This window comes from Achromobacter sp., assembly GCF_032102605.1.
GTDB lineage: Bacteria > Pseudomonadota > Gammaproteobacteria > Burkholderiales > Burkholderiaceae_B > Achromobacter.
On record NZ_DAMDGT010000015.1, the window covers coordinates 111,630 to 127,702 of the forward strand.

General features: G+C 66.0%; 11 protein-coding genes. 7 read left to right on the plus strand and 4 right to left on the minus strand.

Going from position 1 to position 16,073, the window contains the following annotated elements; all coding sequences use genetic code 11:
* The first annotated feature begins 3 nt into the window (after positions 1-3).
* Genes RT614_RS24750 through dapA form a run of 4 tightly spaced genes read left to right on the plus strand, consistent with a single transcriptional unit; the run spans position 4 to position 4,960 of the window.
* Positions 4-1,086 carry an ABC transporter substrate-binding protein gene (locus RT614_RS24750; protein ID WP_313624817.1) on the plus strand — a complete coding sequence of 361 codons (1,083 nt, stop codon included), beginning with the start codon at positions 4-6 and terminating at the stop codon, positions 1,084-1,086.
* A gap of 60 nt (positions 1,087-1,146) precedes the next feature.
* Positions 1,147-2,241, plus strand: coding sequence for an ABC transporter ATP-binding protein (locus tag RT614_RS24755; RefSeq protein WP_313624818.1), 1,095 nt, complete (start codon positions 1,147-1,149; stop codon positions 2,239-2,241).
* 4 nt (positions 2,242-2,245) lie between these two features.
* Positions 2,246-4,021, plus strand: a complete 1,776-nt coding sequence (locus RT614_RS24760; protein ID WP_313624819.1) for an ABC transporter permease subunit — start codon at positions 2,246-2,248, stop codon at positions 4,019-4,021.
* A gap of 33 nt (positions 4,022-4,054) precedes the next feature.
* On the plus strand, positions 4,055-4,960 hold the full coding sequence (dapA, locus tag RT614_RS24765; RefSeq protein ID WP_313624820.1) for a 4-hydroxy-tetrahydrodipicolinate synthase: 906 nt from the start codon (positions 4,055-4,057) through the stop codon (positions 4,958-4,960).
* 246 nt (positions 4,961-5,206) lie between these two features.
* Here the strand turns inward: dapA and RT614_RS24770 are convergent, their stop codons facing one another.
* The 4 genes from RT614_RS24770 to RT614_RS24785 form a co-directional block, all read right to left on the minus strand.
* Positions 5,207-6,034, minus strand: a complete 828-nt coding sequence (locus RT614_RS24770; RefSeq protein WP_313624821.1) for an IclR family transcriptional regulator — start codon at positions 6,032-6,034, stop codon at positions 5,207-5,209.
* Between the two features lie 141 nt (positions 6,035-6,175).
* The gene (locus RT614_RS24775) at positions 6,176-6,946 is read right to left on the minus strand and encodes a phytanoyl-CoA dioxygenase family protein (RefSeq protein WP_313624822.1); all 771 of its coding nucleotides are present in this window, start codon (positions 6,944-6,946) and stop codon (positions 6,176-6,178) included.
* Between the two features lie 223 nt (positions 6,947-7,169).
* Positions 7,170-8,282 carry an AI-2E family transporter gene (locus tag RT614_RS24780; RefSeq protein ID WP_313624823.1) on the minus strand — a complete coding sequence of 371 codons (1,113 nt, stop codon included), beginning with the start codon at positions 8,280-8,282 and terminating at the stop codon, positions 7,170-7,172.
* 149 nt (positions 8,283-8,431) lie between these two features.
* Positions 8,432-9,499, minus strand: coding sequence for a LysR family transcriptional regulator (locus RT614_RS24785; RefSeq protein ID WP_313624824.1), 1,068 nt, complete (start codon positions 9,497-9,499; stop codon positions 8,432-8,434).
* Positions 9,500-9,882: 383 nt separating this feature from the next.
* Here RT614_RS24785 and RT614_RS24790 point away from each other — a divergent pair, with 383 nt between their 5' ends.
* The 3 genes from RT614_RS24790 to RT614_RS24800 all read left to right on the plus strand — a co-directional run bounded on the left by RT614_RS24790 (position 9,883) and on the right by RT614_RS24800 (position 15,876).
* A complete protein-coding gene (locus RT614_RS24790) occupies positions 9,883-11,085 on the plus strand; it encodes an efflux RND transporter periplasmic adaptor subunit (RefSeq protein WP_313624825.1) in 1,203 nt (400 codons plus the stop codon).
* A gap of 25 nt (positions 11,086-11,110) precedes the next feature.
* Positions 11,111-14,326, plus strand: coding sequence for an efflux RND transporter permease subunit (locus tag RT614_RS24795; protein ID WP_313624826.1), 3,216 nt, complete (start codon positions 11,111-11,113; stop codon positions 14,324-14,326).
* A 68-nt stretch (positions 14,327-14,394) separates the two neighbouring features.
* Positions 14,395-15,876, plus strand: a complete 1,482-nt coding sequence (locus RT614_RS24800; protein ID WP_409558517.1) for an efflux transporter outer membrane subunit — start codon at positions 14,395-14,397, stop codon at positions 15,874-15,876.
* Positions 15,877-16,073: the final 197 nt, after the last annotated feature.

Consider the following 16,073-nt stretch of genomic DNA (forward strand, 5'->3'; position numbering starts at 1 on the left):
TCCATGAAATCGACCTCCCACAACGCCTCGCGCCGCAACGCGCTGAAGACCGTCGCCGCCGGCGCCGCCGCGCTGGCCATGCCCATGATCTGGACGCCGTCCCGCGCGGCCTCCAAGCGCATCGTCGTGCGCGACGACGGCGGCATCTACAGCAAGGCATACGGCACGGTGTTCTACAAGCCCTTCACGGAAGCCACCGGCATCCAGGTCGTGGGTGTGCAGGCCAACGCCGAACCCACCGCGCAGATCCGCAGCATGGTGGACACCGGCAACTACACCTGGGACATGGCCAAGATCAGCCAGCCCGCCATCCTGATGCTGACCGAAGGCGGCAAGGTGTATCTGGAAAAGCACGGCCTGGAGTCCGATCCGGTCGTTTCCACCATCCCCAAGCAATACATGTCGCCCTACGGCGTCGGCAACAACGTCTACACGACGGTGCTGGCTTACCGCACGGACGCCTTCAAGGGACGTCGCGCGCCGGCCTCGTGGGCCGACTTCTGGAACGTGAAGGACATTCCGGGGCGTCGCGGCCTGCGCAAGCACCCGTTCGACACCATCGAGGAAGCGCTGATGGCCGACGGCGTGCCGACCGACCAGGTCTATCCGTGCGACATCGACCGCGCGCTGGCCAGCCTGGACAAGATCAAGCCGTCCGTGGACGTGTGGTGGAACACCGGCGCCCAGGTGGAACAGATGCTGGGTTCGGGGGAAGTCGACATGATCGCCACCTGGGTATCGCGGGCGCAGTCGGCCATCGCCAATGGCGCGCCGGTGCAGATCGTGTGGGACCAGAACATCTGGGGCTGCGACAACTGGTCGATCCTGAAGGGCACGCCCAACGCCGACGCCTGCCGCGAGTTCATCAAGTTCGCGTCGGATCCCAAGCGCCAGGCCGCGCTGGTCGAATACTTCGCCGCCGGCGTCACGCAGCCGGCCGCCTTCGACTACATCAAAGCCGATGTGGCCCGCAGCTGCCCCACGCACCCCGACAACATCAAGACGGGCCTGCACATCAACGCGGCGTACTGGCTGGACAAGCAGCGCGACGTGATCGAGCGCTTCAACGGCTGGGTCTTGAAGTAAGCCTGTAGACCGCGCGTTCCCCGGAGCCGCGCGGGCCCACTTTTTCCTGTGTCGAACACCATGTCTTCTTCCAATCTGCAAATCTCGGGCCTGGGCAAACGCTATGGCGACTTCGTCGCGCTGGCGCCCACGCACCTGGACGTCGCCCGCGGCGAATTCCTGACCCTGCTGGGTCCTTCCGGCTCCGGCAAGACCACGTTGCTGAGCCTGATCGCCGGCCTGGCGCAGCCCGACGAGGGCCGCGTCCTGATCGACGGCGCCGACGTGACCTACGGCGCGCCATACGAGCGGGATATCGGCATGGTGTTCCAGAACTACGCGCTGTTCCCTCACATGACCATCGAGGAAAACATCGCGTTTCCGCTGAAGATGCGCAAGGTGCCTGCCGCCGAAGCGCGCCGCCGGGCGCTCGAGGCGCTGGAGATGGTGCGGCTGCCTCACGTCGCGGCGCGCCTGCCGCGCGAGCTGTCCGGCGGCCAGCAGCAGCGCATTGCGCTGGCCCGGTGCATGGTCTACCGCCCCGCGATCATCCTGATGGACGAACCGCTGGGCGCGCTGGACAAGAAGCTGCGCGACCAGATGCAACTGGAGATCAAGCGCATCCACCGCGAACTGGGGACGACGATCGTCTACGTGACGCACGACCAGGAAGAGGCCATGACGATGTCCGACCGCATCTGCCTGATGAACGGCGGCGCGATCGAGCAGTTGGGCACGCCGGCGGATCTGTATTTCCGCCCGCGGACGCTGTTCGTGGCCGACTTCCTGGGCGAATCGAATCTGCTGCAGGGCGTCGTGACGTCGGTCGAGGGCGAAACCCTGTCCGTCCAGCTCGCCCACCAGGGCGTGACGGGCCAGGCCTTGACCAACGGCGCGCCGATCCAGGCGGGCCAGAAGGTGACCGTGATGCTGCGCCCGCAGAACCTGCGCGTCAGCGCGGCCGGCAATGGCGCAGCCGGGCAGGCGCTGACCGGCAAGCTGCTGGACGTGATGGTGACGGGCAGCCTGACGAAGCTTTATCTGGATTCTGGCGTCACGGGCGCGGAGCCGATCGTGGTTGCGTACCCGACGCAGCGCCAGGCCGAACACTACGAGATCGGCCAGACGCTGGCGGTGAGCTGGCAGGCCGCCGACGCGGTGGCCATTGCGGAGTGATCGCATGACAACCCTTGCTACTCCCCGTAAGCGCATGAGCCAGGGCCGCCGCCATTTTTTGATGGCGGCTCCGCTGGTCCTGCTGCTGGTGGTGCTGCTGATCTATCCGGTCGGCCAGTTGCTGCTGCTGAGCATCTTTGGCGAAAAAGGCTTCAGCCTGACGCAGTACCAGAAGCTCTTCGAATCGTCGGTCTACGTGAATGTGCTGCTCATCACGCTGAAGATCTCGCTGTGGACGACGTTCTTCTCCGTGGTGGCGGGCTATCCCGTGGCCTACCTGATCTCCAGCCTGTCGGCCAAGCGCAAGACGTCGCTGCTGTTCTGGGTGCTGCTGTCGTTCTGGACCAGCTTCCTGGTGCGCACCTTCGCCTGGGTCGTGCTGCTGGGCCGCAACGGCGTGGTGAACCAGCTATTGCAGGCCCTGGGCATCCTGGATGCGCCGGCCAACCTGCTCTACAACTTCGGCAGCGTCCTGGTGGGCATGGTGCATGCGCTGATGCCGCTGGCGGTGCTGACGATGCTGTCGGTCATGGAGAACATCGACCGCAACCTGCCGCGCGCCGCGTCCACGCTGGGCGCCCGGCCCGGCACCGCGTTCTGGAAGATCTATTTCCCGCTGTCGATGCCCGGCGTGGCCGCCGCGGCCATCATGGTGTTCGTGACAGCGATCGGCTTCTTCATCACGCCCGCGCTTCTGGGCGGACGCAAGGAGACGATGATCACGCAGATCATCATCGACCAGGTCCAGCAGACGCTGAACTGGGAGTTCGCAGGCGCGGTATCGGTGCTTCTGCTGGTGGTGGTGCTGGTCGTATTCGCCATCTACGACAAGGTGCTGGGCCTGTCGACCATGACGGGCGGCGCCTCTACGCGGGTGCGCGCCTCCGGCAAGGAAAGCCTGTCGCGCCGCGCCGGCGATGCGGTGCTGACCTTGCTGGCCAACGTGTCCGACGCGTTGTTCGCGCTGTTGCCCAAGCGCCTGCGCCGCTCGGTGTCGGGCACGGGCCAATCGCGCACGCTGTGGTGGATCGTGCTGCTGGTGCTGGCTTTCCTGTCCGCCCCCGCCTTCCTGATGATCCCGCTGTCCTTTGATTCCGGCTCGGGCCTCACGTGGCCGCCCAAGGGCTTTTCGCTGCAGTGGTACGAGCAGATGTTCACGTCGCCCGTGTGGATGCAGGCGATCACGCGCTCGCTGATCGTGGGCGTGGGAACGGGCTTTCTGGCGATGCTGATCGGCACGCCCGCGGCCTTCCTGATGGTGCGCGCCAACATGCGGGGCAAGTCGGCCATGCTGGCCTTCGTGCTGTCGCCCATCGTGGTGCCGCGCATGATCATCGCGGTGGGGATGTTCTATTTCTTCGCCCGCGTGGGCCTGGTGGGGTCGACGATCGGCCTGATCCTGGCGCACACCGTGGTGGCGGTGCCTTATGTCGTGATCACCATGATGGCGGTGCTGCGCAACTACGACACGCGCCTGGACCTGGCGGCGCAAAGCCTTGGTGCGGGCCCCTGGGCCACGCTGCGCTTCGTGACCTTCCCGATCCTGAGCGCGGGCCTCCTGTCGTCGTTCCTCTTCGCATTCGCGACGTCGTTCGACGAACTGACGATCGCGCTGTTCGCCTCGGGCGGCCTGAACGCGACGCTGCCCAAGCAATTCTGGGACGAGGTGACGCTGCAGATCTCTCCGGTGATCGCCGCGGTGTCGACCTGCCTTTTCATCTTCATTGCCGCGCTGATCTGGCTGGCCGACCGGCTGCGCCGCCGCAGCCTGGCCAACTGATCCGCGCTTGTTTCACTTTCTAGGATTCGCAATATGCTGAACGCAACCCAACTGCGCGGAGTCTTTCCCGCCATCCCGACGCCGGTCAATGCCGACGACACCATCAACGTCCCGGCGGCCCAGGCGCTGATCGCCTACCTGCTCAAGCAGGGCATCAACGGCATCGTCCCGTTGGGCGGCACCGGCGAGTACGGCGCGCTGGCCCGCGCGGAACGCATCCGCATGTGCAAGCTGACGGTGGACGCGGTAGCCGGCAGCGTGCCGGTGATTCCCGGCGTGCTGGACCCGGGGTTTCACGACGCCCTGCAGGCGGGCCAGGAATTCGCCGACGCGGGCGCTGACGCGCTGATGGTGCTGACGCCCTACTACACGACGCCGACGCAGGCCGGCATCCGCGAGTATTTCCTGCGCTATGCAGACGCGTCGCCGCTGCCGGTGATGATCTACGAAATTCCGTACCGCACGCGCATCGCCATCGCGCCGGAAGTGCTGCATGAGCTGTCGCGGCACGAGAACATCATCGGAATGAAGGCCTGCAATACCGACATGTACCATTTCCTGCGCACGGTGGCGGGCGTGGATGAGTCGTTCGCGGTGTTCAGCGGGGAAGACACACTGCTGCCGGTGCACCTGGCGGCCGGCGCGCGCGGCGGCATCGTGGTGACAGCCAGCCTGCTCCCGTCGGCCTGGCGCAAGGTGTACGAGCTGGGGGCTGCGGGACGCACGCGCGAGTCGATGGAACTGCATCGGCGTCTGATTCCGCTGATGAACTTGGCGTTCGCCGAAACCAACCCCGGGCCGATGAAGTCGGTGATGGATCTGATCGGCGTGCACGCGCCGGAAGTGCTGGATCCGCTGGTGGCGCCGGCAGACGGATTGCAAGCCGCGCTGCGGGAGGAGTTGGTGCCTTTGCTTCGGGAGTTTGAAGGGGTCGTTTGATTCTTGACGGGCCGGGTTCTTGAGCCGCCCGGCGTGGCGGGGGCCTGGGCGGGCGGGGCTCCGATTGCGGTCCGGAGCCTTCGCGTCTTGCGTCGTTGCGATGACGCTTCGCGCAAGGCGCTAGCCCCAAATCGCGAGTCGCAATCGCAAGTCGCAACCCCAACAGTAATCGTCATTTCAACCCCGCAGCCCGGCCACAAGTCATCACGTCAGTAGTACGTCACATCACGAACGCAATTCCCTGCATCACCTCGAATAAGCCGAGAACTTCGACTTCGAGATTGACGTCGCCGCCACCTGCACATGCGGCGCCAGTTCAGCCTCGACCCGCGCCACCGTCCATCGCGTCGTCGGCACGGAAATGTTGATTGCCGCCACTGCCAGCCCCCGATGATCGATCACCGGCGCAGCAACCGAAATATCCCCCAGCACCGTCTCGTTCACGATGATCGCGTAGCCCTTTTCGGCCACGCGCTGCACCCGCTCCAGCAGCTTGTCCGGGTTCACTTCCGTGTACGGAGTGATGGCTTCCAGGCGCGTCTGGCCCAGGATCTCGCGGCGATGCTCGTCTGACAGGCGCGACAGGATCGCCGTGCCGGACGCCGTGAAGTACGCGGGCAGTCGGCTGCCGACGGCGATATCCACGTTGACCAGGTGGTGGCCGGGAAAGCGCGCCACAAAGACGATCTCGTAGCCGTCCAGTTCCTGCAGGTTGGTCGTTTCGCCCAACGTCCGACTGATATCCAGCAGATAGGGCGAAGCCTTGTCGATCAATTCATTCGCGCGCACGTAGTTGTACGAGAACTGCAGCACCTTGGGCGTCAGTCCATAGTTGCGCGTGTCAGGGATGCGGCGCAGGTAGCCCAGCGTTTCCAGTGTGTAGACCAGACGCTGCGTCGCACTGCGGTCCAGCCCCGATGCGCGGGCGATGTCGGCCAGCGTCATGTGGCGCTTTGATCCGTCGAATGCGTGCAGCACCTGGAAGGCTTTTTCGGTGGAGCCTACGAACAGCGACGACCGGGTCTCGGTCGGCGCCTGCGGATTTTCCGTGTCGTCGATGGGTGATTTGCGCACAGGGGCAGCCTTTTGAATGGTGAGGCGGCGCAAGAACCAACGCGACACGGGACTTGCCGGCCTCAGGTCGCGTATTGCGCTCGATTTAATTGTAATTCAATCATTAATAGCAGATTTCAATTACTTTTATCGCCAACCGATCTAAGCCTCCGCCAGCGGCACGCCCGGCTGCGATGCTGAGCGCGTGCCCGGCAGCGGGTGGCAGGATTGCGGGTAATAGGTATGGACCACGGACAGCTTCACTCGGTCGCTGCTGTTGCCTTGCGCGGCGTGCAAGGTGCGGCAATGAAAGAACACCACGTCGCCGGCTTCCAGGTCTGGACAGACGGCGCGCGCGATCCATTCGGCGTTTTGCGGGGCATCGTCGCGGAAGAACTTCTTTTCGTCGAACTGGTCGGGCGTGAAAGCGGCCGCGTGCGAGCCCGGGATGAACGACAGACCGCCGTTGGCGCGCGTTTCCGTTCCCAGGGCCAGCCAAGAGGACACCAGGTCCGTATCGGAAAACGACCAGTAGCGAATGTCCTGGTGCCAGCCGGTCAGGCTGCCGTAGGCGGGGTGCTTGGTCATCACGCAGTTGTGATGCACCGTGGACAGCACGGCGGGCTCGTGGAAATAACGCGCCAGCGAACCTGCGATGCCGGGATCCGTGGCCCATTGGGCAAAGAGAGGATCACGCGCGTAAGCGCCGAGCAGCCGGCGAACGGTCAGCCCGCCTTCGGCGGCGCGGGACTCGGGTGCGCCGGGATAGCGCAGGTCGGCTTCGTATTCGATGGGCGCCACGTGGTCGCGCAGGTGGCTTTCGGACAGCGCGCGCAGCGCAGCCACCTGCTCCGGGTTGGCGTAGCGGCGCGCCACCACGAAACCCTGCTCGCGCAGGACGGCTAACTGATCATCAGGCAGTAACCCGGACATCTTGATCCTCACAGCCCGCGGCGTATGCGACGCGTCTGCATACGGGCAGGCGCGCACCGGACGAGCGCCGGTCGACGCGGGACGGCTAGATTACCAAAACGGCCGGGGCGTCTGGCCGGCTGCGGGCCAGCTGCGCCGGAACCGGCGCGCCGGGCTGGCTGAGCACGCCGGACGCTATCTGGCCGACTCACCGGTCACCTCGCGCCGGTCACCTAGCGCCGCTTCAGCCAGCCGGCCGCTTTTCTGGCGTGCCGGCCGGTGGATTCAGCCGGGCCGCGTCGCGTTCCTGCACTTCATGGTGCACCCATTCGCGCCATACGGCCACCAGCAGCGCCATCAGCACCGGGCCCACGAACAGACCGACGATGCCCATGGTCTTCACGCCACCTACCAGGCCGAAGAACGTAGGCAGGAACGGCAGCTTGACCGGGCCGCCCACGAGGCGCGGCCGCAGGGTCTTGTCGACGATGAAGAGTTCGACGCTGCCCCAGACCATCAGCGCGATGCCCGCCACCACGTGGCCGGAGCCCACCAGGTACAGCGACACCAGCGTGAAGGAGAGCGGCGCGCCGCCCGGGATCAGGGCCATGAAGCCGGTGACCACGCCCAGCAGCACGGGCGACGGCACGCCCGCGATCCAGTAGGCGATGCCCAGCACCAGGCCTTCGCCCAGGGCGATCAGGCCCATGCCGGTGACGGTGGAGTTGATAGTGGCCGGCACCACGCGGGAAAAGCGCTGCCAGCGCGCGGGCAGGATGCGTTCGCCCAGCACGTCCAGCTGGGCCACCATGCGGATGCCGTCCTTGTAGACGAAGAACAGCGTGATCAACATGAACAGCACGGTCAGCAGCAGCTGGAACACGTTGCCCGTGGCCGCCAGCACCATGCGGTAGATGTTGCCCAGGTGTTCGCCGCTGACGGCTTCGACCAGCGCGCCCAGCGCGTGGGGCTGGCCTATATAGGATTCCCAGTACTGTCCCAGGCGTTCACCCACCACGGGCATGGACGTGATCCACGCCGGCACCGCCACCCCGTGACGGTTGGCCGCAATGGCCCAGGCAAAGAACGCGCTGGCTTCCTTGATGGCATAGGACAGCGCCAGCGTCATCGGCACGATCAGCACCACGATGACCACCAGCAGCGCCAGCGAGGCGGCCACCGCGGTTCGGCCGCCGCAGCGGGCGACCAGGCGTTGGTAAAGGGGCCAGCTGGCCAGGCCGATGATCAGCGCCGCCAGGGCCGGAACCAGGAATCCGCTAAGAAAGTAAACCCCCGCCAACAGCACAAGCAGCAACAGCCAACGGGCGATCAGGTAAGCGGGTAGAACAGGCTGCATAGCGGACCGACGTTAAGGGCGTTGTAGGCTTTGACTGTCGGACTATACAGACGTTTCACCCGATACGAGGGACGTAAGGGCTGTATTTACTACGGGGTTTCCCGTGCTTACCGCACATGGCGGACCCGCGGGTCCACCATGTGTATCCCTTACAGGGCGTATTCCGCCGCTTCCTCGCGGGCGGTACGGCGACGCGGGGGCATGTCGGCCAATGCCGGGATCGCCGGGACAGTCGGCTGCGCCGCGATGGGCTGTCCCTGGTTGCGTTGATACACGGCGCAGGACGCGGCGGCCGGATCAGTTTCGTCGCGGCCGCTGAGCAGCGGGCAGCCGGCGAACAGTTCCGCCACCCAATCGGTAAAGGCGCGGACCTTGGGCGACAACTGGCGGCTCTGCGGATACAGCACCGAGATCGCCGTGGAGCTGGGCTTCCACTGAGGAAGGATTTCGATCAGCTCGCCCGATTGCAGGTGAGGCAACGCCATGTAGCGGGCGGTCTGGATAAGGCCAAAGCCCTTCAGCCCGCAATCCAGGTAGGCGCCGGCCTCGTTCACGGCCACCGTGCCCTTCATGTCGACTTCCTGGTGCTTACCATCCACCTTGAAGTCCCAGGCGCAATTGCGGCCGGTGCGGCTGGAGAAATAATGCACCGCGTGGTGGTCGCGCAGCGATTCGATGGTGGTGGGCATGCCGTGGCGCGCCACGTAGGTAGGCGAGGCGCACGTCACGGTCTGCAGGGTGCCGATGCGGCGGGCCACCAGGCTGGAATCTTCCAGATCGCCGGCGCGGATCACGCAGTCCACGGCTTCCTGCACCATGTCGACGGGACGGTCGCCCAGGCCCAGCACCAGCTCGACATCCGGGTATTTGTCGTGGAAATCACACAATGACGGAATCAGGATCAGTCGGCCGATGCAGGTCGGCACGTCGATGCGCAGCCGACCCTTCAGGCGCAGGGCCGCTTCCTGGAAGCAAGCCTCGGTTTCCTCTACGTCGGCCAGGATGCGGACGCAGTGCTGGTAATAGCCCGCGCCGTCGGGCGTCAGGCCGATGCGGCGCGTGGTGCGATTCAGCAGGCGCACGCCCAGCAGGCGTTCCAGATTCTGAATGATGGTGGTAACGGTGGTGCGCGGAAGCGATAGGCTGTCGGCCGCCCGGGTGAAGCTATTGGCGTCCACGACGCGCACAAACACCTGCATAGCCTGAAAGCGGTCCATGGCGAGGGTGTCCTTAGGCAAATAAGTCAGGGTGAACGGAGCATAACCCGATTTTGCCGCTGATTAGTCATTCTCCACGAACAGTGTTGCCGGGATAGACAGGTTTATCCGGCCCCGCAAAACACTCAGAATGCAAACCATCTTGAAGTGCCCTTGCCGCCCGGCGCCCTGAAGGGGCATGTCAATCCTCAGATTCCGAACCCGCAGCGACCCGTCCTGATCAGGCGCTCGCAGCCCCCGGATAAGCGACCTCGGTCGATGCTGCGCCGCAGCATATCCATATAGCCCCGGATTCTTAGGACTGGCATCCCCCGCCGCCCCCAAACCCTCGGGATCAGCGCAAGCGCGCATTCGCACCTGAATAAACCAAACAAGGAAACATCATGGTTTCGCGTAAACGTATTGCTGTGCTCGTCGTCTTTGCAGCCGTGCTGGCCGCCGGCGGCGGCTATGCCCTGACCCGCGGCCCCGCGGCCGGCAATGTCGCCATGGCGCAGGGCGCCCCGGCCGCGCCCCCGGTCGAAGTGGCGGAAGTGGTCAGCAAGACCATCGTCGACTGGCAGCGCTACTCCGGCCGCCTCGAAGCGATCGACCGCGTCGACATCCGCCCGCTCGTGTCCGGCACGCTGACCGCCGTCCACTTCCAGGACGGCAGCATCGTCAAGAAGGGCGACGTGCTCTTCACCATCGACCCGCGACCCTATGCCGCCGAGGTGGACCGCGCCGCTGCGGCGCTGACCGCCGCCAAGGCGCGTGCAGCCTACACGGCGTCGGAACTGGCCCGCGGCCAGCGCCTGCTGACGGACAACGCCATCGCCCGCCGCGACTTCGAGGAAAAGCAGAACGCCGCGCGTGAAGCCGCCGCGAACCTGCAAGGCGCCCAGGCGGCGCTGGACTACGCCAAGTTGAACCTGGGCTACACGCGCATCGAGGCGCCCGTCGCCGGCCGCGTGTCGCGCGCCGAGGTCACCGTGGGCAACGTGGTGGCCGCCGGCGCCGCGTCGGTGCCGCTGACCACGCTGGTGTCGGTATCCAAGATGTACGCATCGTTCGACGTGGACGAACAAACCTTCCTGCGCTACGTGAATCCCGCCCGCAACGGCCGCGCCGGCGCGGTGCCCGTCGAACTGGGCCTGGCCAACGAAGACGGCTACTCGCGCACCGGCGTCGTGCAATCAGTCGACAACCGCCTGGACGCCACGTCGGGCACCATCCGCGTGCGCGCCGAATTCGACAACGCCGACGGCACGCTGCTGCCCGGCCTGTATGCCCGCGTCCGCCTGGGCGGCAGCGACCCGCGCTCGGCCGTGCTGATCGACGAACGCGCCATCGGCACCGACCAGGACAAGCGCTTCGTGCTGGTGCTGGACGACAAGAACCACGCTGTCTACCGCCAGGTGAAGCTGGGCGCCAACCAGGAAGGCCTGCGCGTGGTCGATTCCGGCCTGGCCGCCGGCGAGCGCATCGTCGTCAACGGCCTGCAACGCATCCGGCCCGGCGACGCCGTGACACCGACCGTCGTCCCCATGGTTGCCGCCAAATCCAACCGCGGCAACCCGGTCCAGACCGCCTCGGCGCAGAACTGAGCCGACGCGTCTAACGAGAACGTTCATGAATATCTCGAAATTCTTCATCGACCGGCCGATCTTCGCCGGCGTGCTGTCCATCCTGGTGCTGCTGGCGGGCCTCTTGGCCATGTTCCAGCTGCCCATCTCCGAATACCCGGAAGTCGTGCCGCCGTCCGTCGTCGTGCGCGCGCAGTATCCGGGCGCCAACCCCAAGGTCATCGCCGAAACCGTCGCGTCGCCGCTGGAGGAATCCATCAACGGCGTGGAAGACATGCTGTACATGCAGTCGCAGGCCAACAGCGACGGCAACCTGACGCTGACGGTGAACTTCAAGCTGGGCGTGGACCCCGACAAGGCGCAGCAGCTGGTGCAGAACCGCGTGTCGCAGGCGCTGCCGCGCCTGCCGCCGGACGTGCAGCGCCTGGGCGTCACCACGGCGAAGAGCTCGCCCACGCTGACGCTGGTGGTCCACCTGATTTCGCCCAATGACCGCTACGACATCACCTACCTGCGCAACTACGCGATCCTGAACGTCAAGGACCGCCTGGCCCGCATCACGGGCGTGGGTGAAGTGACGGTGTGGGGCTCGGGCAACTACTCCATGCGCGTGTGGCTGGATCCGCAGAAGGTCGCGCAGCGCGGCATGACCGCGTCCGAAGTCGTCGCCGCGATCCGCGAGCAGAACGTCCAGGTGGCCGCCGGCGTGATCGGCGCGTCTCCCACGCAGGGCGACGTGCCGCTGCAACTGAACGTGAACGCGCGCGGCCGGCTGCAGACCGAGGAGGAATTCCGCGACATCATCCTGAAGACCTCGCCGGACGGCGCCGTGACGCACCTGTCCGACGTCGCTCGCGTGGAACTGGACGCACAGGAATACGGCCTGCGTTCGCTGCTGGACAACAAGCAGGCGGTGGGCATGGGCATCATGCAATCGCCGGGCGCCAACGCGCTGGACGTGTCCAGCAAGGTGCGCGCCGCCATGACCGAACTGGCCCAGGACTTCCCGCCGGGCGTTGAATACCGCATCGAATACGACCCCACGCAGTTCGTGCGGTCCAGTATCGAGGCCGTGGTGCACACGCTGCTGGAAGCCATTGCGCTGGTCGTGCTGGTGGTGATCCTGTTCCTGCAGACGTGGCGCGCATCCATCATCCCGCTGCTGGCGGTGCCCGTGTCCATCGTCGGCACGTTCGCGCTGCTGTTGGTGTTCGGTTATTCCATCAACGCGCTGTCGCTGTTCGGCATGGTGCTGGCCATCGGGATCGTGGTGGACGACGCGATCGTGGTGGTGGAAAACGTCGAACGCAACATCGCGGCCGGGCTCAGTCCACGCGACGCGACCTACCGCGCCATGCGCGAAGTCAGCGGCCCCATCATCGCCATCGCGCTGACGCTCTGCGCCGTGTTCGTGCCGCTGGCCTTCATGACGGGCCTGACCGGCCAGTTCTACAAGCAGTTCGCCATGACCATCGCCATCTCGACGGTGATCTCGGCCTTCAACTCGCTGACCCTGTCGCCCGCGCTGTCTGCCCTGCTGCTCAAGAGCCACCACGACAAGCCCGACTGGCTGACCCGGGGCATGAACCGCGTGTTCGGCCGCTTCTTCAACTGGTTCAACAACATGTTCGGCCGCGCGTCCGAGTCCTACGGCACGGGCGTCGCCAACGTGATCCGCCGCAAGGCGGGCGCCATGGGCGTGTACGCGGTGCTGGTGGCCGCGACCATCGGCGTGTCGTACCTGGTGCCCGGCGGCTTCGTGCCCGCGCAGGACAAGCAGTACCTGATCGGCTTCACTCAGCTGCCCAACGGCGCGTCGCTGGACCGCACGGAAGACGTGATCCGCCGCATGAGCGACATCGCCCTGAAGGAACCCGGCGTGCAATCCGCCATCGCGTTCCCCGGCCTGTCGATCAACGGTTTCACCAACAGCTCCAGCGCCGGCATCGTGTTCGTGACGCTGAAGCCCTTCGAAGAACGCAACAGCGCCGAGCTGTCCGGCAACGCCATCGCGGCCTCGCTGAACCAGAAGTTCGCGTCCATCCAGGACTCGTTCATCGCCGTGTTCCCGCCCCCGCCCGTCATGGGCCTGGGCACGCTGGGCGGCTTCAAGCTCCAGCTTGAAGACCGGTCCGCGCTGGGCTATGCCGAACTGGACAAAGCCAAGCAGGCCTTCCTGGAAAAGGCGCGCCAGACGCCGGAACTGGGCCCCTCGTTCTCCAGCTACGAGATCAACGTCCCGCAGCTCGACGTCGACCTCGACCGCGTCAAGGCCAAGCAGCTCGGCGTGCCGGTGACCGAAGTCTTCGACACCATGCAGATCTACCTGGGCTCGATGTACGTCAACGACTTCAACCGCTTCGGCCGGGTTTTCCAGGTCCGCGCGCAAGCCGATGCGCCGTTCCGCGCGCACGCCGACGACATCCTGCAGCTCAAGACCCGCAACGCCGCGGGAGACATGGTGCCGCTGTCGTCGCTGGTGACCGTCAAGCAGACGTTCGGCCCGGAAATGGTGGTGCGCTACAACGGCTACACCGCCGCCGACATCAACGGCGGCCCGGCCCCCGGCTATTCGTCCGACCAGGCGCAGGCCGCGGCCGAACGCGTCGCCGCCGAAACGCTGCCGCGCGGCGTGAAGTTCGAATGGACCGACCTGACGTACCAGCAGATCCTGGCGGGCAACGCCGGCCTGTGGGTGTTCCCCATCAGCGTGCTGCTGGTGTTCCTGGTGCTGGCCGCGCTGTACGAAAGCCTGACCCTGCCGCTGGCCGTGATCCTGATCGTGCCGATGAGCATCCTGGCCGCGCTGACGGGCGTCTACCTCACAGGCAACGACAACAACATCTTCACGCAGATCGGCTTGATGGTGCTGGTGGGGCTGTCCGCGAAGAACGCGATCCTGATCGTGGAATTCGCCCGCGAACTCGAGATGAACGGCCGCACGCCGCTGGAAGCCGCCATCGAGGCCAGCCGCCTGCGCCTGCGTCCCATCCTGATGACGTCCATCGCGTTCATCATGGGCGTGGTGCCCCTGGTGCTGTCCACGGGCGCGGGTTCAGAAATGCGCCACGCCATGGGCGTCGCCGTGTTCTTCGGCATGCTGGGCGTCACGCTGTTCGGCCTGTTCCTGACGCCGGTGTTCTACGTGCTGCTGCGCTCCCTGGGCGGCAAGACGCTGCACTCCGCCGCGCCGCACGAAGCCCCCGTGTGCATGCCGCACATCGACCCGAACGCGCCGCCCGCCACGCAGCACAACGCGTAGGCCGCCAGAAAAAAGAGAAGCCAGCGCGTCCCGTCCAGACGGACGGGCGCGCGCCAAAGAGAATAGTCATGATGATCAAACGACTGACCCGAGGATCCGCCCTGCTTGCCCTGCTGCTCGTGCTGGCCGGCTGCGCGGTGGGCCCCACCTACGAACGGCCCGCCGCCGCCACGCCGGCGGCCTTCAAGGAAGCCGCCTTGCCCGCGTCCGAAGCCGGCACCTGGAAGCCCGCCGAGCCGTCCGAAGCGATGCTGCGCGGCGCCTGGTGGAAGGTGTTCGGCGACGAAGGCCTGAACCAGCTTGAAGAAGAAGCCCAACGCGCCAACCAGGACTTGCAGGCCGCCGCCGCCCGCCTGACCCAGGCCCGCGCCCTGCAGCGCGAAGCCCGGTCCGGCTTCTTCCCCAGCCTGGACGCCGGCTTCGGCCCCAGCCGCCAGCGCCCGTCCGCCGTATCGCAAGGCCTGCCCGACGGCACGGCCACCACGCCCGTCACCACCTGGCGCGCCCAGGGCACCGTCTCGTACGAGGCCGACCTCTTCGGTCGCGTCGCCTCGACGGTCGACGCCGCCACCGCCGACGAACAGCAGAGCGAAGCGCTGTACAGGTCGGTGCTGCTGGCCCTGCAGGCCGACGTCGCCACCACCTACTTCCTGGTGCGCGAACAGGACGCCGAATCACGGCTCTACCACCAGACCGTCAAGCTGCGCACCGACACGCTGCAACTGATCCAGCGCCGCTACGACGCCGGCGACATCAGCGAACTGGACCTGGCCCGCGCCAAGGCCGAACTCGCGTCCGCGCAATCCGAAGCCCTGGGCATCGACCGCCGCCGCGCCACCGCCGAACACGCGCTGGCCGTGCTGCTGGGCCGCGCCCCATCGGACTTCACCATGCCGCCGCAGCCCATTGAAAAGGTCGCGCTGTCCATCCCGGCCGGCCTGCCGTCCACCCTGCTGGAACGCCGCCCCGACATCGCCGCCGCCGAACGCGCCATGGCCGCCGCCAACGCCCGAGTCGGCGCGGCCAAGTCCGCCTTCTTCCCGCGCCTGGACATCACCGGCGCCTTCGGCTACGAATCCTCGGACCTCGGCAACCTCTTCCAGTGGTCCAGCCGCACCTTCCTGCTGGGCCCCCTGGTCGGCGCCGCCCTGTCCATGCCCATCTTCGACGGCGGCCGCCGCCAGGCAGGCCTGGACCGCGCACGCGCCGTCTACGAAGAAGACGTCGCCGTCTACCGCCAGACTGTCCTGAACGCCTTCCGCGAAGTCGAAGACAACCTCGCCAACCTGCGCATCCTGGCCGACCAGACCAAGGCCCAGGACGCCGCCGTGGAAGCCGCCGCCCGAGCCGCCAAGCTCTCGCACACGCAATACCGCGAAGGTTCGATCAGCTATCTGGACGTGATTGAAGCCGACCGCAGCGTCCTCTTGCAGCAACGCGTGTCCGTGCAGCTGACTGCCGAACAGGCCCGGTCGACGGTGGGATTGATTCGGGCCATTGGTGGAGGTTGGGACAATCCGGTGCCGCCGGAAAAGGTCGCGACGAAATAAAGACTGCTCAGGCTGGTGTCTGACGCCCGATGGGTTTCTAACCCGGTGTCAGACACCCCGCGTAGGTCGGCTTTCACTCGTTACGAGTGCGCCTTAGGGGTGTCAGACACGGGCGTCTCAAGAAGAACTCCAACCTCCACCAGGGGAGTGTCAGAATTTTTGTGTTCTAGGCATTTGCACTGACGTTGCCTCATTAG

Coding starts and splice junctions, on each gene's coding strand:
- RT614_RS24795 (WP_313624826.1), top strand. CDS start 11,111: ATGAATATCTCGAAATTCTTCATCGACCGGCCGATCTTCGCCGGCGTG.
- RT614_RS24755 (WP_313624818.1), top strand. CDS start 1,147: ATGTCTTCTTCCAATCTGCAAATCTCGGGCCTGGGCAAACGCTATGGC.
- RT614_RS24750 (WP_313624817.1), top strand. CDS start 4: ATGAAATCGACCTCCCACAACGCCTCGCGCCGCAACGCGCTGAAGACC.
- RT614_RS24780 (WP_313624823.1), bottom strand. CDS start 8,282: ATGCAGCCTGTTCTACCCGCTTACCTGATCGCCCGTTGGCTGTTGCTG.
- RT614_RS24800 (WP_409558517.1), top strand. CDS start 14,395: ATGATGATCAAACGACTGACCCGAGGATCCGCCCTGCTTGCCCTGCTG.
- RT614_RS24790 (WP_313624825.1), top strand. CDS start 9,883: ATGGTTTCGCGTAAACGTATTGCTGTGCTCGTCGTCTTTGCAGCCGTG.
- RT614_RS24760 (WP_313624819.1), top strand. CDS start 2,246: ATGACAACCCTTGCTACTCCCCGTAAGCGCATGAGCCAGGGCCGCCGC.
- RT614_RS24775 (WP_313624822.1), bottom strand. CDS start 6,946: ATGTCCGGGTTACTGCCTGATGATCAGTTAGCCGTCCTGCGCGAGCAG.
- RT614_RS24785 (WP_313624824.1), bottom strand. CDS start 9,499: ATGGACCGCTTTCAGGCTATGCAGGTGTTTGTGCGCGTCGTGGACGCC.
- dapA (WP_313624820.1), top strand. CDS start 4,055: ATGCTGAACGCAACCCAACTGCGCGGAGTCTTTCCCGCCATCCCGACG.